This is a genomic window from Vibrio sp. KUL80 (assembly GCF_059725495.1).
In genome coordinates, this window is the sequence record NZ_AP045841.1 from 1071920 (window position 1) to 1093725 (window position 21806).

17 protein-coding genes are annotated in these 21806 nt (G+C 47.5%); 15 read left to right on the top strand and 2 right to left on the bottom strand.

What is annotated here, in order from left to right; genetic code table 11:
• Positions 1 to 40 precede the first annotated feature (40 nt).
• The 11 genes from AC6I8U_RS04965 (at position 41) to udp (ending at position 13976) form a co-directional block, all read left to right on the top strand.
• Positions 41 to 1021 (top strand): glycosyl transferase family protein, encoded by a 981-nt coding sequence (locus AC6I8U_RS04965; RefSeq protein WP_498017884.1) that lies wholly within the window; start codon positions 41 to 43, stop codon positions 1019 to 1021.
• Positions 1022 to 1030: 9 nt separating this feature from the next.
• A complete protein-coding gene (locus AC6I8U_RS04970; protein ID WP_498017885.1) occupies positions 1031 to 1603 on the top strand; it encodes an ANTAR domain-containing response regulator in 573 nt (190 codons plus the stop codon).
• Positions 1604 to 1919: 316 nt separating this feature from the next.
• Positions 1920 to 3320: a CmpA/NrtA family ABC transporter substrate-binding protein gene (locus AC6I8U_RS04975; protein ID WP_234495498.1), complete on the top strand. Its 1401-nt coding sequence runs from the start codon at positions 1920 to 1922 to the stop codon at positions 3318 to 3320.
• 48 nt (positions 3321 to 3368) lie between these two features.
• Positions 3369 to 4337, top strand: a complete 969-nt coding sequence (locus tag AC6I8U_RS04980) for an ABC transporter permease (protein ID WP_234495499.1) — start codon at positions 3369 to 3371, stop codon at positions 4335 to 4337.
• Positions 4338 to 4395: 58 nt separating this feature from the next.
• On the top strand, positions 4396 to 5235 hold the full coding sequence (locus tag AC6I8U_RS04985; RefSeq protein ID WP_498017886.1) for an ABC transporter ATP-binding protein: 840 nt from the start codon (positions 4396 to 4398) through the stop codon (positions 5233 to 5235).
• 12 nt (positions 5236 to 5247) lie between these two features.
• Complete coding sequence (gene nirB, locus AC6I8U_RS04990) at positions 5248 to 7743, top strand: nitrite reductase large subunit NirB (protein ID WP_498017887.1); 2496 nt, start codon at positions 5248 to 5250, stop codon at positions 7741 to 7743.
• 2 nt (positions 7744 to 7745) lie between these two features.
• The gene (nirD, locus tag AC6I8U_RS04995) at positions 7746 to 8072 is read left to right on the top strand and encodes a nitrite reductase small subunit NirD (RefSeq protein ID WP_498017888.1); all 327 of its coding nucleotides are present in this window, start codon (positions 7746 to 7748) and stop codon (positions 8070 to 8072) included.
• 529 nt (positions 8073 to 8601) lie between these two features.
• Entirely contained in the window at positions 8602 to 9018 is a 417-nt protein-coding gene (locus AC6I8U_RS05000; RefSeq protein WP_234495502.1) for a CBS domain-containing protein, read from the top strand.
• 82 nt (positions 9019 to 9100) lie between these two features.
• On the top strand, positions 9101 to 10564 hold the full coding sequence (locus AC6I8U_RS05005) for an MATE family efflux transporter (protein WP_498017889.1): 1464 nt from the start codon (positions 9101 to 9103) through the stop codon (positions 10562 to 10564).
• Between the two features lie 69 nt (positions 10565 to 10633).
• Positions 10634 to 12976, top strand: a complete 2343-nt coding sequence (locus AC6I8U_RS05010) for a zinc/cadmium/mercury/lead-transporting ATPase (protein ID WP_498017890.1) — start codon at positions 10634 to 10636, stop codon at positions 12974 to 12976.
• Positions 12977 to 13214: 238 nt separating this feature from the next.
• Entirely contained in the window at positions 13215 to 13976 is a 762-nt protein-coding gene (gene udp, locus AC6I8U_RS05015) for a uridine phosphorylase (protein ID WP_498017891.1), read from the top strand.
• A gap of 153 nt (positions 13977 to 14129) precedes the next feature.
• Here the strand turns inward: udp and AC6I8U_RS05020 are convergent, their stop codons facing one another.
• Positions 14130 to 15650 carry a diaminopimelate decarboxylase family protein gene (locus AC6I8U_RS05020; protein ID WP_394151700.1) on the bottom strand — a complete coding sequence of 507 codons (1521 nt, stop codon included), beginning with the start codon at positions 15648 to 15650 and terminating at the stop codon, positions 14130 to 14132.
• Positions 15651 to 16328: 678 nt separating this feature from the next.
• Here AC6I8U_RS05020 and AC6I8U_RS05025 point away from each other — a divergent pair.
• The 4 genes from AC6I8U_RS05025 (at position 16329) to AC6I8U_RS05040 (ending at position 20781) form a co-directional block, all read left to right on the top strand.
• Positions 16329 to 17264 carry a bifunctional enoyl-CoA hydratase/phosphate acetyltransferase gene (locus AC6I8U_RS05025; protein ID WP_042476694.1) on the top strand — a complete coding sequence of 312 codons (936 nt, stop codon included), beginning with the start codon at positions 16329 to 16331 and terminating at the stop codon, positions 17262 to 17264.
• Positions 17265 to 17301: 37 nt separating this feature from the next.
• A complete protein-coding gene (gene buk, locus AC6I8U_RS05030; RefSeq protein ID WP_234495507.1) occupies positions 17302 to 18366 on the top strand; it encodes a butyrate kinase in 1065 nt (354 codons plus the stop codon).
• 98 nt (positions 18367 to 18464) lie between these two features.
• Positions 18465 to 19841, top strand: coding sequence for an aldehyde dehydrogenase (locus tag AC6I8U_RS05035; protein ID WP_498017892.1), 1377 nt, complete (start codon positions 18465 to 18467; stop codon positions 19839 to 19841).
• 307 nt (positions 19842 to 20148) lie between these two features.
• Positions 20149 to 20781, top strand: a complete 633-nt coding sequence (locus AC6I8U_RS05040; RefSeq protein WP_234495508.1) for an outer membrane beta-barrel protein — start codon at positions 20149 to 20151, stop codon at positions 20779 to 20781.
• 91 nt (positions 20782 to 20872) lie between these two features.
• Here AC6I8U_RS05040 and AC6I8U_RS05045 read toward each other — a convergent pair whose 3' ends face one another.
• On the bottom strand, positions 20873 to 21754 hold the full coding sequence (locus tag AC6I8U_RS05045) for a LysR family transcriptional regulator (protein ID WP_252011637.1): 882 nt from the start codon (positions 21752 to 21754) through the stop codon (positions 20873 to 20875).
• Positions 21755 to 21806: the final 52 nt, after the last annotated feature.

Sequence of the window (21806 nt, forward strand, 5' to 3'; positions counted from 1 at the left end):
AGCGCATAGTCGCGGTCAGACACAAGAAGTAGGAGAGGATGTGTCGTTAATTCAAGAATGTATACGTACCGTGGGTCGCGGTTCTCGAGGACGAGGTCCACTCACACAAACTCAAGCCAGAGAAGTAATGCAAGCCTATCTGGCTGGTGAGGTTGGCGATGATCAAATGGCCATGCTGATGATGCTCATCCGCGTTCGCGATGAGACGCCAGAAGAGATCGCGGGTTTCGTGCAAGCTCTTAAGAGTACCCAACAGCAGTTTGCCGACCTTGATTGGCCGCTTTATGCGGGCAAACGCACAGGACAAACTTCAGGCTTACCGTGGCATCTAGTCGCAGCCAAAATTCTGGCAGACAATGGGGTGAAGATTTTGCTGCATGGTGACTTAGACAAGATGCACAATCGTCTGCATGCCCGTGATTTTCTTGGTCATCTCAATATCAACACCGCAGCTAGCCTAGATGAGGCGAAAACCCTGCTAGAGCAATTCAACATCGCGTATCTACCCTTAGATAACTTCCTGCCTCAGGTAAAAGTGATGCTCGATTGGAAGCATCGCTACGGTCTTAGAACGCCGATCAATACCGTTGCAAGGGCGCTCAACCCAGCAAATGCACCGTTTGCACTGCGAGGTAGCTTCCACCCAGGGTTTCAAGAGCTGCATGCCAAGGTTGAATCGTTAGTTCACTTACAGTCGGAGCAGACTCAGCGAACGGTATCGTTTAAAGGTCAATCTGGTGAGACGGAATACAACCCTAAGGTCAGCCAAACCATCTGGTGGGCGGAAGATGGTAAAGTGAACTCTCATTACGTAGAAGAGACAATGACCACCGAGCCCGTGATTCCTTGTCCACTGGGAACCGGTGAAGATGAGCAAGACATGATGGCGAACACCATCATCAGTACGCTGACGATCGCTCTGTTTACACTTTCTGGTGACTGGGACAGCGCCGAATCAAAAGCAAAAACACTTTGGCACACATATTGCGATGGTCTAACGAGTGAAGGAACACTATGTTAGGAAAATCGTATGCCAAAAACACCCGTCTTAGTTTGCTGCGACTCTATCGCAGAACAGGCGCATATTAGCGCAAGGCTTGCCAAAGACTTCGACAAAATCATGGGCTGTCAGCTATCTCAGTTGGAGTCCATGCTTGAAAAAGAACCCACTGCTACGCTCGTTATTTCGTGGCAGCAACCTTGTGCTGAACTCTCGCTTATCATGGATGCCGCTAAGCAGAAACAGCGCCCCCTTCTTGTTATTCTAAAACAACTAAATGAGAATGATATCAATCGCTTACCTGTTGGTAATGATTACGTATTGCTGCCTCATGATTCACAGTTTGAACTTAGCGCATGGGTGGTTCATGCCAGACAAGTGCGTGAGAAATCGATTCAAGACGACCAGAAACTTGAAGCGCTTAACCTAAAGCTAGAAGAGCGTAAGCTCATTGAAAAAGCCAAAGGTTTGCTGATGAAGCATCATCATCTCGATGAGCAGACCGCCTTCGCGGCTCTTCGAAAATCGTCGATGCAGTCGAGCTTATCGCTTGCTCAAGTCTCTAAGAATCTCATCCACACCCTAGAGTCTATCAGCTTTTAGCTACTACTTTGGGGTTAGTGATAATTCATTCAATTGGTGCACGGTGCACACTGGCGAAGCAAATTTTAACCAATAAAGTAACTAAATTTAACTAAAGTGCTGATAAATATAAATAAATACATTTTGGCACGCATATTGAAAGACTAATATCAAACACAATACCCCCGCCCCTTAGTGGGCAGCTCCTGAAATCATCAACGGCGGTGAAGTGAAGGTTGGCGACGGCGTTACTGCTTATACATAGGCTCTATTGCTTATTGATAGCAGTAGCGCCTTTTTTTGGAAAAATTTTTAAGCATCACACGGAGAGAGTGTTATGAAGAAATGGACTCAATTAGGAACTCAGATCGGTAAGACGTTTCATCGCGTCAGCACCGCAACAATCGCGACAGCAACGCTACTTGTTGGCACATCAGCATGGGCTGAATTGGGCGAGCCAGAAATCGAAGAGCTGAAGTTTGGCTTCATCAAGCTGACCGATATGGCGCCGCTTGCCGTCGCATACGAGAAAGGCTTCTTTGAGGACGAAGGTCTTTACGTGACGCTAGAAGCGCAAGCGAACTGGAAGGTACTGCTAGACCGTGTGATTGACGGTGAACTTGATGGCGCACACATGCTGGCTGGTCAGCCGTTAGGTGCAACCATAGGTATTGGTACCAAAGCAGAAGTCATCACGGCATTTAGCATGGACTTAAACGGTAATGCGATTACGGTTTCTAACAAAACTTGGTCGGCGATGAAGCCACACCTTGAGATGCAAGCGGATGGCAAACCGGTTCACCCAATCAAAGCCGATGCGCTAAAGCCTGTGGTTGAGGGTTACCTAGATGAAGGTAAACCGTTCAATATGGGTATGGTGTTCCCTGTATCCACACATAACTATGAACTGCGCTACTGGCTCGCAGCTGGTGGTATTCACCCTGGTTACTATGCACCAAAATCCGGTGATAACAGCGGTCAAGTGAATGCCGATGTTCTGCTTAGCGTGACGCCACCACCGCAAATGCCAGCGACCATGGAAGCGGGCACGATTGAAGGCTACTGCGTAGGCGAACCGTGGAACCAACAAGCGGTATTTAAGGGTATTGGTGTACCAGTCGTGACCGACTACGAGATCTGGAAAAACAACCCAGAGAAGGTATTTGGTGTATCGAAGTCATGGGCTGAAGAAAACCCAAATACTCATATCCGTGTTGTAAAAGCGCTTATCCGTGCTGCGCATTGGTTGGATGAGAATAACAACGCAAACCGTGAAGAGGCCGTGAAGATCCTTGCGAAGAGTGCTTATGTAGGTGCGGATGCTGAAGTTATCGCTAACAGCATGACAGGTACGTTCGAATACGAGAAAGGCGATAAGCGTGATGTACCTGACTTTAACGTGTTCTTCCGCCACAACGCGACATACCCATACTACAGTGACGCGATTTGGTACCTAACACAGATGCGTCGTTGGGGTCAGATTGCTGATTCACAGGATGATGAGTGGTACATGAACATCGCGAAGGAAGTATACCGTCCTGACATCTATCAACAAGCGGCTGAAGCCTTGGTAGAAGATGGCGTACTAACGTCGAAAGACTTCCCTGATTTTAAATCTGAAGATGGCTTCCGTGCCCCTCAGAAACACTTTATCGACAACATCGTCTACGACGGCACTAAACCTAACGCTTACCTTGAGAAATTCTCAATCGGTCTGAAAGGCAAAGACAAGGTTTAAGCATTAGGTCAACGGAATGATTGCAGTAATAGCTAAGGAGTAAAGGCGATGGCAACGAACGTAATATCACTGAAGCCAAGCCGTGAAATGGTGGTGAACCGCAGCCGAGTGCTGCTGTTCCCCCTCATCGGGATTCTTTGTTTCCTAATGATGTGGCATTTGGCAGCGAGACAGGTTGAAACGTCACTGGGTACCCTTCCAGGTCCCGTTCAAACGTTTGAACAATTTAAAAACCTAGCTGCGGAGCATGTAGAGGAGCGTGAGAAAGCGGAAGCTTTCGTTGAGCGTCAGGAAAAACGCAACGCAGCAAAACTGGCGAAAAACCCAGACGCGGAAGTGAAGATCCGCCCATACACGGGTAAACCGACTTTCTTTGACCAGATTGGAACGTCATTGATTACGGTGGCAGGTGGTTTCATCCTCGCTTCGGTCATCGCGATTCCACTCGGTATCGTCCTTGGCTTAAATCAAGGGGTTTATCAGGCATTTAACCCAATCATTCAACTACTTAAGCCAGTTTCACCGTTGGCATGGCTACCGATTGTGACCATGGTCGTGAGTGCGACTTATGTCAGTGACGATCCACTGTTTGCTAAGTCATTCGTCAACTCACTGATTACCGTTGCGCTATGTAGCTTGTGGCCAACTTTGATTAATACCGCGGTGGGTGTAACGAGCGTAGACAAGGATCTTCTTAACGTAAGCAAGGTGCTTAAGCTCTCGTGGTGGCAACACATTCGCACTATCGTTCTACCGTCTGCGATTCCAATGATCTTTACCGGTCTTCGCTTGTCACTCGGTATCGCATGGATGGTACTGATTGCGGCAGAAATGCTGGCGCAGAACCCAGGTCTTGGCAAGTTTGTTTGGGATGAATTCCAGAACGGCAGCTCAGCATCACTAGGCCGAATCATGGTCGCGGTATTTGCTATCGGCTTTATCGGACTGTTACTAGACCGTGGCATGTTGCTACTACAAAAACACTTTTCTTGGAATAAACAACAATCGCTCCGCTAACTAGGTAGCCACCACACTAACGAGTGATACCTAGACGAATGGAATAAGGAAGTTACTGATGTCGAAACCTTTACTTGACCTGACCCAGCTTGGAATGCGGTTCCCTACGCCACAAGGGGAGTTTGTGGCACTGAAAAACGTTAATTTACAGATACAAAAAGGCGAGTTTATCTCTCTGATTGGTCACTCTGGCTGTGGTAAGTCTACCGTGCTGAACTTGGTCGCTGGGCTTCACTTCCCAACCGATGGTGGTGTTATCGTTGATGGACGAGAAGTGGATGGCCCTGGGCCTGAGCGTGCTGTGGTGTTCCAAAACCACTCGCTTCTGCCATGGCTAACAGTATACGAGAACATTGAGCTTGCCGTTAAGCAGGTAGCGAAGGGCAAAGACAAAGCATGGGTGAAAGAGCAGGTACACCATTATCTTGAACTCGTGGAAATGGATCATGCAGCAGATAAGAAGCCGGATGAAATCTCCGGTGGTATGAAGCAGCGTGTGGGCATTGCTCGCGCCCTAGCACTTAAGCCAAAAGTACTGTTAATGGACGAACCGTTTGGTGCTTTGGATGCATTGACGCGTGCCAAGCTTCAAGATGCCCTAATGGCGATTCAAACTGAGCTCAACAACACCGTGATTATGATTACCCACGATGTGGATGAAGCGGTCTTGCTTTCTGACAAGATTGTCATGATGACCAATGGACCAGCAGCGACCATCGGCGAGGTGTTGGATATTAACCTAGAACGCCCACGTAACCGCGTGGCAATGGCAGACAACCCGCAGTATCAAAAATACCGCCAAGCCGTATTGACCTTCCTATATGAGAAACAGGCGAAAAACGAGCTGTCAGGATCGGTCGAAATCAGCAAACAGAAAGACGCGAAGAAAAGCGCATAGGGAGCAGCAGATATGGAGCATCTAGTCGTAGTTGGAAACGGCATGGTTGGGCATCACTTTATTGCTCACCTTATTAGCCAACAAGGACATTTAAATTATCGAATCACGGTGATTGGTGAAGAGCGCTACGCTGCCTATGACCGTGTACAACTTTCATCACTGTTCTCTGGCAATTCACATGATTCACTGATGTTAGGCGATGAAGAATGGTACAAAAAGTATGGCGTTGAGCTTGTACTTGGCAGTCGAGTGACAGACATCGACAAGCAAGCGAAACGCATCACACTCGACGGTGAAGACATTCTCGGTTATGACCATTTGGTATTAGCCACGGGCTCGTATCCATTTGTGCCACCCATTGAAGGTAAAGACCGAGACAATGTATTCGTTTATCGCACATTGGACGACCTCTCCGCGATTCGCAAAGCGTGTGAAGGTGCGAAAACAGGGGCGGTCATTGGTGGTGGTCTATTAGGTCTTGAGGCGGCTAACGCACTTAAGCTTCTAGGTCTCGAAACCCATGTTATCGAGTTTGCACCCCGCCTTATGCCGGTGCAGCTTGATGATGGCGCTGGTGGTCTTTTGAAAGATAAGATCGAAGATCTCGGACTCACAGTTCACACCTCTACCGGTACTGACAAAATCTGCGACGGCGAAACAGCCTATCACCGCATGGTGTTCAAAGATGCTGACCCGTTAGATGTTGATGTGGTCGTGTTCTCTGCAGGCATTCGTCCACAGGATGCGCTAGCAAGAGCTGCTGGTCTAGAGATTGGCGAGCGTGGTGGTATCGTGATTAATGATAACTGCCAAACCAGCGACGATGCTATTTACGCTATTGGTGAGTGTGCGCTTTGGCAAAATCGAATATTTGGACTGGTTGCTCCCGGTTACGCAATGGCGAGAGCCGTTGCAGACCAGCTTATGGGTAAGGTGGCGACGTTTGAAGGCGCAGACATGAGTACCAAGCTTAAGCTGCTCGGTGTTGATGTGGCTTCTATCGGTGATGCGCAGATGCAGACTCCGGGTGCCAAAGAGATGGTGCTGCAAGATATGGCGCAAGGTACTTACAAAAAACTGATTGTCGACGAAACCAGCAGCAAACTTATCGGTGCAATCCTTGTCGGTGATACCTCTGATTACGATTTGTTGTTGCAAGCTTATCTGAATGAAAAAGCCTTGCCAGAACATCCGGCTGAACTGCTGTTTGACACTAGCTCACTCTCTGGTGGTGCGAGCGCATCGACCATGATCTGTTCTTGTCACAACGTGACACGTGGTGATCTGGTTGAAGCGATTCATGCGGGGGCACACGATCTTGCGACTTTGAAAGATGAAACCAAGGCCGGAACTGGTTGTGGTGGCTGTGCCAATATGGTCAAGAGCGTCCTAGATGAAGAGCTCGTCGCCATGGGGCAAGAGGTCAACAACCACCTTTGTGAGCACTTTGAGTTTTCACGACAAGAGCTGTTCCATATCTGCCAAGTAGAGTCGATAAAAAGCTTTGACGAGCTCATTGAGAAGCATGGTAAAGGCAAGGGCTGCGACATCTGTAAGCCTACTGCCGCATCGGTGTTTGCTTCACTTTGGAATGAGCACGTACTAGAGGGTTCGCATCGTGGTCTGCAAGACTCCAATGACCTTTTCCTTGCTAACCTTCAAAAAGATGGCTCTTATTCTGTTGTACCTCGCGTACCAGGCGGTGAAATTACGCCAGAGAAGTTGATTGTACTCGGTGAAGTAGCGAAGAAATTCGATCTCTACACCAAGATCACCGGTGGTCAGCGTGTCGACTTATTCGGTGCTCAAGTGGAGCAGCTTCCAGAGATCTGGGATACATTGATTTCAGCGGGTTTTGAGACCGGACACGCTTACGGTAAGTCACTGCGCACCGTGAAATCGTGTGTCGGTTCGACTTGGTGTCGCTATGGTGTCGATGATTCTGTTGGTCTCGCCATCGATCTAGAGAACCGCTACAAAGGGTTGCGCGCTCCGCACAAAATTAAGTTTGCGGTTTCTGGGTGTACACGAGAGTGTGCCGAGGCACAAAGTAAAGATATTGGTGTGATCGCCACCGAAAATGGCTGGAACTTGTACGTATGTGGTAATGGCGGTATGCGCCCACGCCACGCCGATCTATTAGCTTCTGACCTAACGACAGACGAGCTAGTGGCCTTGATTGACCGAGTGCTGATGTTCTATGTGAAAACCGGTGAGCGATTGCAGCGAACCTCGGTTTGGATGGAAAACCTAGAAGGCGGTTTAGAATACCTTAAGCAAGTGGTCATTGAAGACTCACTTGGTATCAATGCGCAGCTTGAAAAACAGATGCAGCACATTGTCGACACCTACCAATGTGAATGGAAAACCGCGGTTGAATCGGAAGAAAAACGCGCCAAGTTTATGCCGTTTATTAACAGTGACCAACAAAGTACCGACCTTGGCTATCAGCGCGTTCGAGGTCAGAGAATTCCTGTCACCATCGTTGACCCGCAGTTGGAGGATTAATCATGTGGAGTAAGATTTGTGATGTTGCCGATTTGACGCCATATCAAGGACGCGGTGCATTGGTGGGAGAGGCTCAGCTTGCGCTGTTCTATCTACCAGAGACCGAACAAGCCGTGTACGCCATTGATAACTGGGACCCAATCGGTGAAGCATTCGTGTTAAGTCGTGGAATCGTTGGCGATATTGGTGGACGCGATTGTGTCGCCTCTCCGCTGTACAAACAACACTTCGACCTAACCTCAGGTGAGTGTATCGAAGACCCTGACGTCTCGGTGAAAACATGGCTTGTTGAAATACGCGGCGAAGAAGTTTGGGTGATGTCAGCCTAAAACCTTAATCCAATAGCGTCATCATTAGTGGCGCTATTTAACTCTCATGAGTTGGTGAGTCGCGCCGCCTAGTTCCACTACTACTATTTGGGACGGCTTCATCAACTCAACTTTCTCCAACATACTCTCATCGTAACCTTTGTTTTTCATCCACGAAAGTGGGCTCGAAAACTGGTCCTCATTGACGACGAAAGACTGATCTTTCAAGAACGATTCAGACACATGCACAACCCAAATTCGCGAGCGAAATTCGATAGCGTCTGACAAGGTGTTGAGAAGTTTTTTAAACATGGTGAAGAAAGTACTGGTGACATTTTGTGACTGAGTGAAGACCTGATTGTTACAAAAATCTTATCCATAAGATAGGCAAAACAGAAAAAACCGTCTTACTCTTAGAAATATCAAGCAGTAAAACACTGCGATAGGAATTCACTATCGACAGTATCGGTAATTCCCACTTAGACCTTTTGGCAGTTTCGCCAACAATGGACGTAGAAGGTTATTAGCAAGGGACGAAAAGGAGAGTGCTATGGAGTCGCTAAAAGTAAAAGATTATATGACGCAAAGAACAGTCACGTTTACCGAAGACATGTCGCTTAGCGCTGCACTAGACAAAGTTATGCAGTCGACTCACTTAGGCGGACCTGTGATTGACGATAAAGAGCAGGTCATCGGCTTTATTTCGGAGCAGGATTTGCTTGAGAAGCTGGTAAAGGTGAGTTATCACTGTCAAGACACTCACACCGTCGGTGACTGTATGTACCGAGAAGTTTTGTCTGTATCGCCGCACACATCGATTATTGAGCTTGCCGATATGATGAAAGTGGGCAAACCTAAGATGTACCCAGTTATCGATAATGGACGTTTAGTCGGTATCATTACTCGACGCGATGTACTTCGAGCGATTGGTAAAACGATTGAAGCGTGCTTCAAACATCCAGTATAACGGTTATGATGATCTAAATGGGCGCTGCGGCGCCCTTTGTTGTATGTAGAGATAAGTTGTTTGTAGAAAGAAAGGGAATTCAATGGCTGAACAGTCTGCCAAGTTTGTTGAAGGATCAACGATGCGCCACATTTTGGTGATGTCGGGTACGTCTACCGTGGGTATTATGGCGATCTTTATTGTCGATCTGCTCGATATGCTTTTTATCAGTATGTTGGGGCAAGCTGAGCTTGCTGCGGCGGTTGGCTTTGCCGGAACTTTGACGTTCTTTGCCACTTCAGTGAGTATCGGTACCTCTATTGCGATGGGGGCATTAATGTCTAAAGCGATAGGTGCCAAGGATATTAGCTATGCCCGCGAAATTGGTAGCAGCGTTTTAGTTATTTCATTCCTTATCAGCGCCATCGTGACTGCCGTGATGTGCGCGTATATACCCGAACTTCTCACCGCGATTGGCGCTGAAGGCAAAGCGCATGAGCGCGCCGAAGCCTATTTGTGGATCTTACTGCCGAGCACGCCACTCATTGCGCTTGGGATGGCGAGTGGTGCAGGCCTTCGAGCTGCGGGTGATGCCAAACGCTCAATGTGGGCGACGTTAGCTGGTGGTATCGTTAACGCCATACTCGACCCTTTGTTTATTTTTGGCTTTAACTGGAACGTCGAAGGGGCGGCAGCGGCATCTGTTGTGGCGAGATTTGCTGTATTCTATTTCTCATTCGTTCCTTTGGTTAAAGTGCATCAACTGCTTTCAAGGCCCAGTTTTGATAGCGTTCGTCGCGATACTAAAGTTATGTTAGCCATTGCGATTCCCGCCATTATTACCAATACCGCAACGCCGATTGGCAATGCCATTGTGACGACAGCGATAGCGCAATACGGCGAAGATTTTGTGGCTGGCTTTGCGGTCATTGGCCGAATTACCCCAGTTTGTTTTGCGTTTATTTTTGCGCTCTCTGGCGCGGTGGGACCAATAATTGGACAGAACTTTGGTGCGGCAAAAATAGATAGGGTGGAGGAGACACTTAAAAACTCGCTAATCGTAACAACGCTCTACACAGTGGTGGTGTGTCTTTTACTCTATTTGGTCCAAGATCAGCTTATTGCGGTATTTTCTTTAACTGGTGACGCCTCGCTTATTGTCGCCGCGTTTGCAACCTATGTGGCAATCACCTTTGTCTTCAATGGCGTCTTGTTCGTTGCCAATACCTCGTTTAATAATCTCGGCAAGCCTTTGTACTCAACAGCTCTGAACCTTGGTAAGGCAACAGCAGGGACACTTCCTTTCGTTTATTTTGGGTCACTTTGGTTTGGTGCACTAGGGGTGTTATATGGTCAAGCGGTCGGGAACATCGTGTTTGGCGTTCTAGGTTACATTGTGTTGCGTTTTCACATTGCTGATTTGCACAAAACAGGGGAATGTACTCAAGCAGAAGACCCAAGCATTGTTAGCGTAAACTCACAGCCGTTTTGTACTCATGACCCTGTAATGATTGAAGAGGTGTCGAAGATAGATAAACAGTTGGAGTCTCCGACACTTTCTGGCTAACTTTTTCTTGACCTTGGAGGTAACTCCAAGGTTTACACTTGGGGCGTAGGATATGAAAAGGAGAGTCCCATGTGTACTAAGCATACAGGTTGCAGCTCGCAAAAAATCAATGTCATCCGCCCTGTGGGGGAAGCATGCGATGTACCGAAAATTGCACAAATTACAACGGTTTCGTCACAAGCAGCCTCTGAGGGATGTTCTTCAGGCAGCGAATGCTGTAGTGCTGAACCTGAAGAACCCTCGGCTTCCAGTGGGCAAGAACAAGAGGCCTCGACTGCAAACTCTGATGGTTTATTGAAATCTTGGAAAGTCGTCGGTATGGATTGCCCATCCTGTGCACGTAAGGTGGAGACAGCGACCAATAGAATTAGCGGTGTGGTGAGCTCGAAAGTGATGTTCGCGACGGAGAAACTCGTCGTGCGAGTTGATGAGCCCGCGTTGTTTTCACAAGTCGAAGCGGCGGTTATCGATGCAGGCTTTACCGTCCATGCCCTCGATGGCAGCTCGAATAATACTAACGAACAAGCTCAGTCATCCGGCTGGCAAAAGACCTTTAAAGACAACTTTCATATCCTAGCGATATCCACTGGTATGGCTATCGCCGCTGCTTTTAAAGGCGCTTACCCTGCGATGAGTGAATGGCTATTCACCCTGACCTGTGTTCTCGGTCTTATCCCTATTGGTACCAAAGCTATTAAGTTAGCCAAATCGGGTACTCCATTTGCGATTGAAACACTGATGAGTGTTGCCGCTATTGGTGCACTGTATCTCGGTGAAACCGTCGAAGCCGCAATGGTGTTGTTGCTGTTCTTGATTGGTGAGCGTTTAGAAGCCTTTGCTGCCTCTCGAGCAAGAAGTGGGGTACAGGCATTAATGTCTTTGGTACCTGAAGAAGCCACGGTGATTGTTAACAATGAACGCCAATCCAAAAGTGCATCGGCACTGGTACCAGGTGACATCATCGAAGTCGCACCAGGTGATCGAATGCCTGCAGATGGTGAGTTAGTCAGCTCGAATGCCAGTTTTGATGAAAGTGCTTTAACAGGTGAGTCCGTCCCAGTTGAACGTCTGGTAGGCGATACGGTTATGGCAGGTGCGGTATTGGCGGATAAAGTGGTGCGCTTAAAAGTCACGTCGAAGCAAGGTGAGAACGCGATTGATCGAATTTTGCATCTGATCGAAGAAGCCGAATCTCGCAAAGCGCCAATTGAACGTTTTCTTGATAAGTTCAGCCGCTGGTACACGCCACTAATGATGGTGGTATCGCTGTTGGTGATTATCACACCGCCACTGCTGTTTGCGCAGCCATGGGAAACCTGGGTCTATCGCGGACTTGCGCTGTTGTTGATTGCCTGCCCTTGCGCTTTGGTTATTTCCACTCCTGCTGCGATTACATCGGGACTCGCGGCGGCAACCCGACGCGGTGCGCTGATTAAGGGTGGTGCTGCACTAGAGCAACTTGGCAATATAGAGTCAGTGGCCTTTGATAAAACAGGGACGCTCACATTAGGTAAGCCTCAGGTTACCGACGTGATTGTATCTGGTGCTTTAACGGAGCAAGAGCTGTTAGCTGCTACCGCCTCTATTGAACAAGGCTCTAACCATCCATTGGCGACCTCTCTAGTGCGTCATGTTGAACGCTTAGGGTTAACGATTCCAAGTGCTGACGAACAGAGGGCACTTGTGGGCGTTGGTGTTGAAGGGCTAATTGGTGGCGTAAAATGGGTACTGTCAGCACCGTCTAAGTTAGACATGCCAATCCCAGCTGAAGTAAATAAGCAGATTGAGTTACTCGAGGGCCAAGGCAAAACGGTCGTCGTTGCATTGCGCGCGTCGAATGATGGTCTAGAGCTGCAAGGCTTGATTGCATGGCAAGATGAAATGCGTCCCGACACTGCTGAAGCGGTTGCTAAGCTATCTAAACTCGGCGTTCGCACCATCATGCTAACGGGGGATAATGAGCGCAGCGCGGCTTCCATCGCAGCACCGTTGGGTATGGACTACAAAGCACGCTTACTGCCAGCCGACAAGGTAACCTTTATCAATGCATTGGCGAGTCAGCACCGAGTGGCAATGGTTGGAGATGGCATCAATGATGCGCCTGCTATGAAAGCGGCGAACATTGGTGTTGCGATGGGGGGAGGCACGGATGTGGCGTTGGAAACAGCGGATGCCGCGCTAACGCACAATCGCCTAACCGAGTTGCCAGCGATGATAGAGCTGTCACGCGCGACGCTTAATAATATTAAGCAAAACGTCGCCCTTGCGCTTGGATTGAAAGGGGTATTCTTGGTGACAAGTTTACTGGGTATCACGGGGCTATGGGTTGCAGTGCTCGCTGACAGTGGCGCAACCGCGATAGTAACCTTGAATGCACTTAGATTATTACGCCACAAATCCTCACTAGATTAAACAAGCATTGATGTGAACAAAGCCGCTCTTGTGCACAAACTGCGAGGGCGGCTTTTTTGTGAGCGTAAAAACTAAATCTGTGCAAAAACACCGCTAATTCGACAGTAAAGTGTGATGCAAACCTTTTTTATTTGTAAATTATGTTTTGTTGCATTAATAAAGTGTGATCTGAGTACGTTTATTGCTCGCGCTATCTTATAAGCTTAAACCCATACCCAAGAGACAAAAGGAGTCCCCCATGTCCCAAGCTGTTTTCCATCTCGGAGTAAATAAAGAAGATCTACAAGGCGCGACAATTGCCATTATTCCAGGTGACCCAGCTCGAGTTCAGAAGATCGCTGAGTTGATGGATGAGCCAGAGTTTTTGGCAAGCCAACGTGAGTACACTGTGTACCGTGCAAAACTAGACGGCAAGCCAGTGGTGGTTTGTTCGACTGGTATCGGTGGTCCATCAACGTCTATCGCGGTAGAAGAGCTGGCACAACTTGGTGTGCGCACCTTCTTGCGCGTTGGTACGACAGGTGCGATTCAATCACATGTGAATGTGGGCGATATGATTGTGACCACAGGCTCGGTTCGCCTTGATGGTGCAAGCCTACACTTTGCGCCGATGGAGTTCCCAGCGGTTGCAGACTTCGATGTAGCAACGGCAATGAAAGAAGCGGCGATTGATGCAGGTTCAACTGTACATACTGGCGTGACCGCATCGAGCGATACTTTCTACCCAGGCCAAGAGCGCTACGATACGTTCTCGGGTCGTGTGGTACGTCGTTTCCAAGGTTCTATGGAAGAGTGGCAACAAATGGGTGTGCTTAACTTTGAAATGGAATCTGCCACGCTACTAACCATGTGCGCGAGTTCAGGTCTACGTGCTGGCTGTGTTGCGGGCGTTATCATCAACCGTACTCAAAAAGAGACACCGGATCACGATACGCTGAAACAAGCAGAGACTCGTTCTATTCGCATTGTTGTGGAAGCGGCGCGCAAGCTACTTGATTAACAGTAGCCATTGTTAGAAAGCGAGATTATTGAAAAGCGGAGCAGGAAACTGTTCCGCTTTTTTGTTACTTATCTATCGGTGTGATTATCTAGGTGACAGATACGAAAAAACCTCTCAATAGAGAGGCTTTTGTCCGTCCAGAAGACTTAAGAATTACGCTTTACGCTGCTTCTCAAGTTCTGCTTTTGCTTTTTTGAAACGCTCTGGAAGGATTTGCGTAGCAAATACGTCTTCAACCGTTTCAGCGCGCTTGATTAGCTCAGCTTCACCGTCTTTAACTAGTACAGTTGCAGGGCGAGGTAGTGAGTTGAACTGGCTCGCTTGAGATTCTGCGTAGTGACCTACATCCATGATAGCTAGAACGTCTTTTGGCTCTAGAGCTGGCATGCGTGCGCCGCTTTCCCAGATTGATGGGATACAGATTGGACCCGCTACTTCAGTTGTCTTCTCTTGAAGAGGTTGAGTCATCTTGTTCGCTGGTAGAACTGGGTTCTTAGACTCTTGAGACTCAACTAGCGTTGCTAGGTAAGTAGACGCATCAACCATTGTGTAGGTGTAGTCCATCTCTTGGTCATCTTTCACTACGTATACAGACGTTAGTAGCGTACCGATGTTACCCGCGATGTAACGACCTGGTTCTAGCCATAGTTGTGGGATCTCGAAGCCTTCTTTGTTGAATTCTTCTAGCATGCCTTTACAAACGATAGACGCGTAGTCTTCGATTGTGTTCGGGTTCATCATGTTCTCAACGCTACGACACTCAGGCTCACGCTCACGTGGCCAACCGCCGCCTAGGTCGATTTGGAATGGTTGAACGCCACACTCACGAGAGATCTCGATAACGTTGCGTGCGTACTCACGGTATAGCGCATCCCAACCTTCTGGTTGCTTAGAGAAGCGACCTAGGTGAGTGTGGAAACCGTAGAATTCGAATGCATCGATTTCTTTAACGCGGTTAACGATTTTCTTCGCTTCTTCTTTTAGTAGACCGAACTTGATCCACTTCATCGCGCCGATGAAGTTAGGGAACGGGTATGCATCTGGTTCGAAGTCGTTGAAGAAATCTTCTGGGATAACTTTTAGACGTACCGCGATACGTACTTTTTCTTTTGGCTTAACTTCAGCTGCGATGCGCTCAACGATTTCGATTTCTTCGTATGAGTCTAGGTGGATTGCGTAACCGTACTCAATGGCTTTACGGATAGCTAGCTCAGGCTTCACTGTACCGTTAAGTGCGATAGTCTTTGGATCCGCACCTGCGATGTAAGTTGCTTCAACTTCACCAGGGCCGAAACAGTCACCACCCACGCCTTCTTCGTTACAGATAGCACGAACCGCGTAGTTAGTATTTGATTTGATTGCGAACATTACGTTCACTGGCTTTGGCCAGTTTGAGCCGAACGCGTTTTTAACACGGCGTAGGTTACCACGTAGTGTGTCTTCGCTTAGTACGAATAGCGGGCTACCGTACTGTTCAATGAGATCAGTCGCTTTGCAGCCACCGATGTATAGGTCATCACCTTTAGTGCTTAGTTCATCTGTTGGAGTAAGCAGGTTTTGTAGGCGCTCAGCGTAGTTTTGGTTCGCTTTGTGCTCAGCAAGAAGCTGCTTTTGCTCTTCTAATACAGTGTTTAGGTTTTTAACACTTTCTTCTAGGCGATTTTGGATTGTCATCGTCGACCCTTACTTATGGTAGTCAATGTAATATCTATTTTGTGATTCATAAACTTAAGCGTTCCGAATCACTGTTATTTGCTGAGGTCGAGTATAGGGGAAGGTCTTTGAGTGAGGCACTTCACTCAGCGTCAAAAAAACTTACTCTAGTGTCGTTGTTGTACTTTACAAATTGAAAAGCATCATTCATGGCCTGAATGATTGGTTTCGGTATCAGACTTTTTTCGTTCTTTTATTGGAAAAGGTAAATAGATAATCGCGGTGAATTTGCGTTATTACGATGCCATGTTACCTAACAAATACTAGGTAACATACCTGATATAACTGGTGTGTTACCTAGTTCTCTCAGGGCTTTGCTTTGTCATGTAGTGGTCAAATTCCCTCTCAAAACACCCCAATTATGTGATCACGATCTTCTCTTATTGCTCAGAGTGATGTGAGGGACGTTAATCCATTCATGGTCAAATAGTTGTTACCGTAAATCGGTCAAAAAAACTGACACTGAGTGACGTTAATTCCGACAATACCTACGATAAATTCAACTCAACCTTTCACGAGGGTCCAAAAAATAATCCGCTTCAATTGCTCCACAGTGACGGATTGTTTTTAGAGATAAGTGTTTATCGATAATAGAAAGAGGGCGAGTGGCTCTCTTCTTAAATATAAGGTATCGCCCCTATGTACAATAAAGACTTCTTTATTCAGCAAGCTAAAAAGTTCGGTAAGAAGCAACGCATGGTTGTTGCAGCAGCGCATGATGATGCAACGCTAGACGCAGCAAACAACGCATTCCAAGAAGGCATGGCAGACGTGATTCTTGTTGGTGAGCGCGCGCTAATCAATGAAGCAGCAGCAAAAGCAAACGTTGATCTAGCGAACTTCGACATTATCGAAGCTGATGGTCTAGAAGCAATCGCAACTGCAGCGGTATCTGCAATTGCTGAAGGTAAAGGCGACCTACTAATGAAGGGTCTAATCGACACTTCAGTTCTACTAAAAGAAGTGCTTAAGAAAGAGCACGGTCTACGTACTGGTAACGTTCTTAGCCACGCAGGCGTTCTATTTAAAGAAGGCGGCGACAGTTTCCACGTATTCACTGACGCAGCGATGAACATCATGCCAACGCTTGAGCAAAAAGCAGGCATCATCAAGAACGCAGTGAGCCTAGCGCACTCTGTAGGCATCGAAGAGCCTAAAGTGGCTAACCTATGTGCGAAAGAGAAGCCATACGACAAGATGCCAGCGACGATGGACGCGGCAGAACTTCAAAAAATGAACCAAAACGGTGAAATCGAAGGTTGTATCGTTTCTGGTCCTATCTCTCTAGATATCGCGGTATCTCAGTACGCTGCAAACCTAAAAGGCTACGAGTCTCCAGTAGCGGGCAACGCAGATATCCTAATGGTTCCAAACATCGAAGTAGGCAACGTATTTGCTAAAGCACTTCAGTACATGGCTGGTTTCAGCATGGCGGGTGTTCTACTTGGTGCACGTATTCCTGTTGTTCTAGTTTCTCGCGCTGACGGCGAAGCTGAGAAGACAGTATCTATCGCGCTTGCATGTTCTGTAGCGGCTATGAGCCAGCAGAAAGAAGCAGCAGACGCGTCTGCTTAATTATAACTAGCAATAACTTAAATTAGGTTTATAAGTGATGAAAATTCTAGCTATCAACCCAGGCTCTACGTCTACAAAAATCGGTCTTTTCGAAGGTACAACTGAACTGTTCGAGAAAACTCTACGTCACAGCGCTGAAGAGCTAGCGCCATTCGGTGCAGTTGTTGCAAACCAAAAAGCATTCCGTAAAGAAGCAATCCTAGCGGCTCTAGAAGAAGCGGGCGTTAAAGCTTCTGAGCTAAACGCTGTTGCTTGTCGCGGTGGTGTTCTTAAGCCAATCGCTGGTGGCACTTACAAGGTTGACGATGCAGTAATCGCAGACCTTCTAGAAGCGCAAATCCAGCACCCAGCAAGCCTTGCAGGCATCATCGGTAAAGAAATTGCTGATGAAAACGGCATCGAAGCATTCTTCACTGACGCTCCTGTAACTTACGAGCTATCTGAGCTAGCGGCTTTCTCTGGTCACAAAGCTATCAAGCGTAAGGGTCGTTTCCACGCTCTTAACCAAAAAGCTATCGCGCGCAAATTCGCTGAAGAGCAAGGTAAGAAGTACGAAGACGTGAACGTTATCGTTTGTCACATGGGTGGTGGTATCACTGTAGGCGCTCACATGGGCGGCCAAACTGTTGACGTAAACGACGCAGTTTCTGAAGGTCCATTCACTCCGGAGCGTTCTGGTGACCTACCAACTCGCGAGCTAATCGACATCTGCTTTAGCGGTGAGTACACGCACGCTGAGATGAAAGCATTCATCCAAGGTAAAGGCGGCGCATTCAGCTACACAGGTAGCATCGACATGCGTGAAATCGAAGAGAAAGCGGAAGCTGGCGACGCTGAGTTCAAACTAGTAACAGACGCGATGGCTTACCAAGTTTCTAAGCAGATCGCTGCTATGGGCGCGGTATTCGGCGGTGAAAAAGTTGACGGTATCCTGCTAACGGGTGGTATCGCTTACAGCAAGTACATCACAGCTGAAATCACTAAGCGCGTTGAGTTCATCGCTCCGGTAACTAAGTTCCCAGGTGAAGTTGAGCTAGAAGCACTAGTACTAGGCACGCTACGCGTAGTGAACGGCGAAGAAGCGGCTCAAGTTTACGCTTAATTCGTAGCCTCGCTTAATTGAATAAAGATTAGGAGCAGGCTGGGCGCTTGCTCTTTAAAAGTGGCTTGCCACTGAATACTTTACAGAAGGTAATTATAATGTCATTCGATATCAACAACGCACAAGGCGTTTTCGAAACTGTTGAAGCTGCAATCGAAGCAACTCACAAAGCACAAGTAGAATTCTACGCTAACTCTACTAAAGAAGGCCGTGAAGCAATCCTAACTGCTATCCGTGGCGCTGTACTAGCTAAAGCTGAAGACTTCGCGAAAATGGTTCGTGAAGAAACTAAGCTAGGTCGTATTGAAGACAAGATCGCTAAGCACCAGCTAACAGCTGCTAAAACTCCAGGTACTGAAGTTCTAGAAACTAAAGTATGGTCTGGCGACAACGGTATCTCTCTAGAAGAGCGTGCACCTTACGGTGTTATCGGTGCGGTTACTCCTGTAACTAACCCAACTGAAACTATCGTTAACAACGCTATCTCTATGCTAGCGTCTGGTAACGCGGTAACGTTCAACGTTCACCCGTCTTCTAAAGTTGTTTCTGCGGTAATGATCGACATGATCAACAAAACTATCGTTGAAGCAGGCGGCCCAGCTAACCTAGTTACTATGGTTAAAGAGCCAACGCTAGAAACGCTAAACGAAATCGCTAAGTCTCCACTAGTAAACATGCTAGTTGGTACTGGTGGTCCAGGTCTAGTTAAAGCAATCCTACAATCTGGTAAGAAAGGTGTAGGCGCTGGCGCTGGTAACCCACCTGTAATCGTTGACGCTTCTGCTAACCTAGACCTAGCTGCGGCTGGCGTTTACGGCGGTGCATCTTTCGATAACAACCTACTATGTATCGGTGAGAAAGAAGTATTCGTAGAAGATTCAGTAGCTGACGAGTTCCTAGCTAAGCTAGAAGCAACTGGCGCTTACGTTCTTTCTGCAGAAGAAGCTGAGAAGCTAACTGCACAAATCCTAACTATGGACGAAATCGACGGTGCTAAGCCATGTACTGCGCAAGAAATTGCACGCGTATGGCACCCAGTTAAGCAACACGTTGGTCAAGACGCAGGTGAAATCCTTAAGTCTATCGGTGTTGAGTCTGAGACTCGTCTAGCGGTTATGGTTGTTGAGAACGATCACCCACTAGTACACGTAGAGCAAATGATGCCAGTACTTCCAGTTGTTCGTTGTGCGAACATCGACGAAGCTGTCGAGCGCGCAGTTGCTGCTGAGCGTGGTAACAAGCACTCTGCATGTATCTACTCTGGTAACATCGAGAACGTAACTAAGTTCGGTCGTGCTATCAACACAACTATCTTTGCTCACAACGGTCCAACGCTATCTGGTGTAGGTTACAACGCTGAAGGTACTTCAACGTTCACAATCGCTGGTCCAACTGGTGAAGGTATTACAAACGCGTACTCGTTCACTCGTGCACGTCGTTTCGCTATCGCTCAAGGCGGTCTGCGTATCGTTTAATCGATTTTCCCCAATCGATTAACACAACAGAGCTGGGTTTTCCCAGCTCTGATTTTAACTGCACTAAGTAGTCATTTTTTTACTCAATGATTTGAATAGATATTATTTACCTTTCTATTCTCGAGGAGGTGTAAGAGCACTCGATAGGCTAACGAACTAAAAGCATCAACCCATTTTCGATTAACCAATTACCAAATTTTAGAGGTCAGGATTTCCTCTAACGCTGCGTGTGATTGGCAACAATACACGAAGCAATGTGTACGTACGGAAACAGTTGATCTTTTACTTACTAATCATAAGGTTTTAAATGATGAAGAAAGTTCTTTTAGCTACGATGCTTGTTGGTCTAACGAATACTGCAATTGCAGATGATTACTCTGGTTTCCGTTTAGGGGCAGGTGCAACTATGGGTCAATCAACTGAATATGGTGACCTAAAAGCTCAGCCAAGGATTGAGATGGGCTATGACATTAACCGTATCTTCTCGATTAATGGTTATGTTCAGGACATGCGTGGAAAAACAAATGGTAGCTATCTTGGGGCTCCAGCTACACACTACATGGGAGAGGTTATGCCAACACTACCCATGGCCCACGCAGAAGCGGATTTAAATGGATGGCGCGCTGGCATTGAAGCCGAAGCAGGATATGCGTTTGATTTAGGTGTCGTAGACATCAAACCATATGTGGCAGTGGGCCTAGCCACACAAGGCGGAGATATGAATGTTCGCCTACATGACACTATACAAAATGCAAGTGGTACACAATACAACAGCTCTACGTCACTCAACGATACAGCAGTGACAGGTGCGCTAGGTGTGAGATTAAACACACCAGTCGGCATCTACGTTGATACAAGAATAGAGCGAGCTCCGTTCAATAAACACGGAGCACTGAAAGACCAGACTCAAGGGTCGGTCTCAGTAGGATTTAAATTCTAAAATACAGCTCAATGGAGCGAGTCCGAATCTGTAAAAGCCGAGCAATAGCTCGGCTTTTCGCCGTTTAGGGAACGGATTTGTTGCTCTCCCCTTAGAACAAATCGTATATCCCTTCCTCAATCCCATCAATCAACGCCTGGCGCGTCTCAACGGTATGGTCATTTGGTCTCGACATCTCACCAAAGCTCTCGTAGTACATCCCATTAGGGTGTTTTACCACGACCAGGTGCTCTTTACGCAGCTCTTGCTTAACTAATGTCTCTGGAATAATACCCCAACCAAGGTTATCAACGACAGCTTCCAGCACCTCTTGGTAGTTGGAGAAACTCATCGTACTGCTCGAAATCGGTCGAAAATCTTGGTGAATTTCGTCGAAAAGGTGGGAAAGTACAATTTGACGGTGTGCTGTGATATCGGTGCTAGTGACGTTGGTGAGTTTGGCTAATGCGTGCTCAGGTGAACAAACGGCCATCATGCGGATTCTTTGCAGAGCACGAACCTTGATCATAGGATCGTCACCAGAGCTGAATACCAGCCCATAGCCAAGATCGACGTGGTTCTCTTTGACCAAAGTAGGGATATCGGCACTTGACGCTTTGATTGCCGTTAACGAAATGTGTGGGAACTCGTCGGCGAGTCCAACTAGCTGGCGACGCCAGAAGTTCGATGGGAGGGTGTCGTCATAAGCAATGCGGATTTTATCGCTGTCCCCTTGACGAAATTGCTCAGCCTTTGAGTAGAGGCTTTCGGCCATTTTAAGGATATTTCGACAATCGGGCAGCAGTGCAGTGCCAGCTTCATTGATTACTAAGCGGTTACGAGTGCGTTCAAACAGCTCCACCCCCAGCTCGTCTTCCAAACTTGATAGTGCCATGCTCAGAGACGTTCTGGTTTTACCCATGATGTTGGCAACTTTTGTTAGCGATCCGTGCTCAGCTGTCAGAGCGAACACACGCAGTTTTGTAAGGTTCATAGGGGGAAACTTCCAGCTATAGGATTAGCGTCAAAACCTGTCGCTAATGAGT

Coding starts and splice junctions, on each gene's coding strand:
- AC6I8U_RS05020 (WP_394151700.1), bottom strand. CDS start 15,650: ATGACAATCCAAAATCGCCTAGAAGAAAGTGTTAAAAACCTAAACACT.
- AC6I8U_RS05040 (WP_234495508.1), top strand. CDS start 20,149: ATGATGAAGAAAGTTCTTTTAGCTACGATGCTTGTTGGTCTAACGAAT.
- AC6I8U_RS04985 (WP_498017886.1), top strand. CDS start 4,396: ATGTCGAAACCTTTACTTGACCTGACCCAGCTTGGAATGCGGTTCCCT.
- udp (WP_498017891.1), top strand. CDS start 13,215: ATGTCCCAAGCTGTTTTCCATCTCGGAGTAAATAAAGAAGATCTACAA.
- AC6I8U_RS04975 (WP_234495498.1), top strand. CDS start 1,920: ATGAAGAAATGGACTCAATTAGGAACTCAGATCGGTAAGACGTTTCAT.
- AC6I8U_RS05035 (WP_498017892.1), top strand. CDS start 18,465: ATGTCATTCGATATCAACAACGCACAAGGCGTTTTCGAAACTGTTGAA.
- AC6I8U_RS05000 (WP_234495502.1), top strand. CDS start 8,602: ATGGAGTCGCTAAAAGTAAAAGATTATATGACGCAAAGAACAGTCACG.
- AC6I8U_RS05005 (WP_498017889.1), top strand. CDS start 9,101: ATGGCTGAACAGTCTGCCAAGTTTGTTGAAGGATCAACGATGCGCCAC.
- AC6I8U_RS05045 (WP_252011637.1), bottom strand. CDS start 21,754: ATGAACCTTACAAAACTGCGTGTGTTCGCTCTGACAGCTGAGCACGGA.
- AC6I8U_RS04980 (WP_234495499.1), top strand. CDS start 3,369: ATGGCAACGAACGTAATATCACTGAAGCCAAGCCGTGAAATGGTGGTG.
- AC6I8U_RS05010 (WP_498017890.1), top strand. CDS start 10,634: ATGTGTACTAAGCATACAGGTTGCAGCTCGCAAAAAATCAATGTCATC.
- AC6I8U_RS04970 (WP_498017885.1), top strand. CDS start 1,031: ATGCCAAAAACACCCGTCTTAGTTTGCTGCGACTCTATCGCAGAACAG.
- buk (WP_234495507.1), top strand. CDS start 17,302: ATGAAAATTCTAGCTATCAACCCAGGCTCTACGTCTACAAAAATCGGT.
- nirB (WP_498017887.1), top strand. CDS start 5,248: ATGGAGCATCTAGTCGTAGTTGGAAACGGCATGGTTGGGCATCACTTT.
- AC6I8U_RS05025 (WP_042476694.1), top strand. CDS start 16,329: ATGTACAATAAAGACTTCTTTATTCAGCAAGCTAAAAAGTTCGGTAAG.
- nirD (WP_498017888.1), top strand. CDS start 7,746: ATGTGGAGTAAGATTTGTGATGTTGCCGATTTGACGCCATATCAAGGA.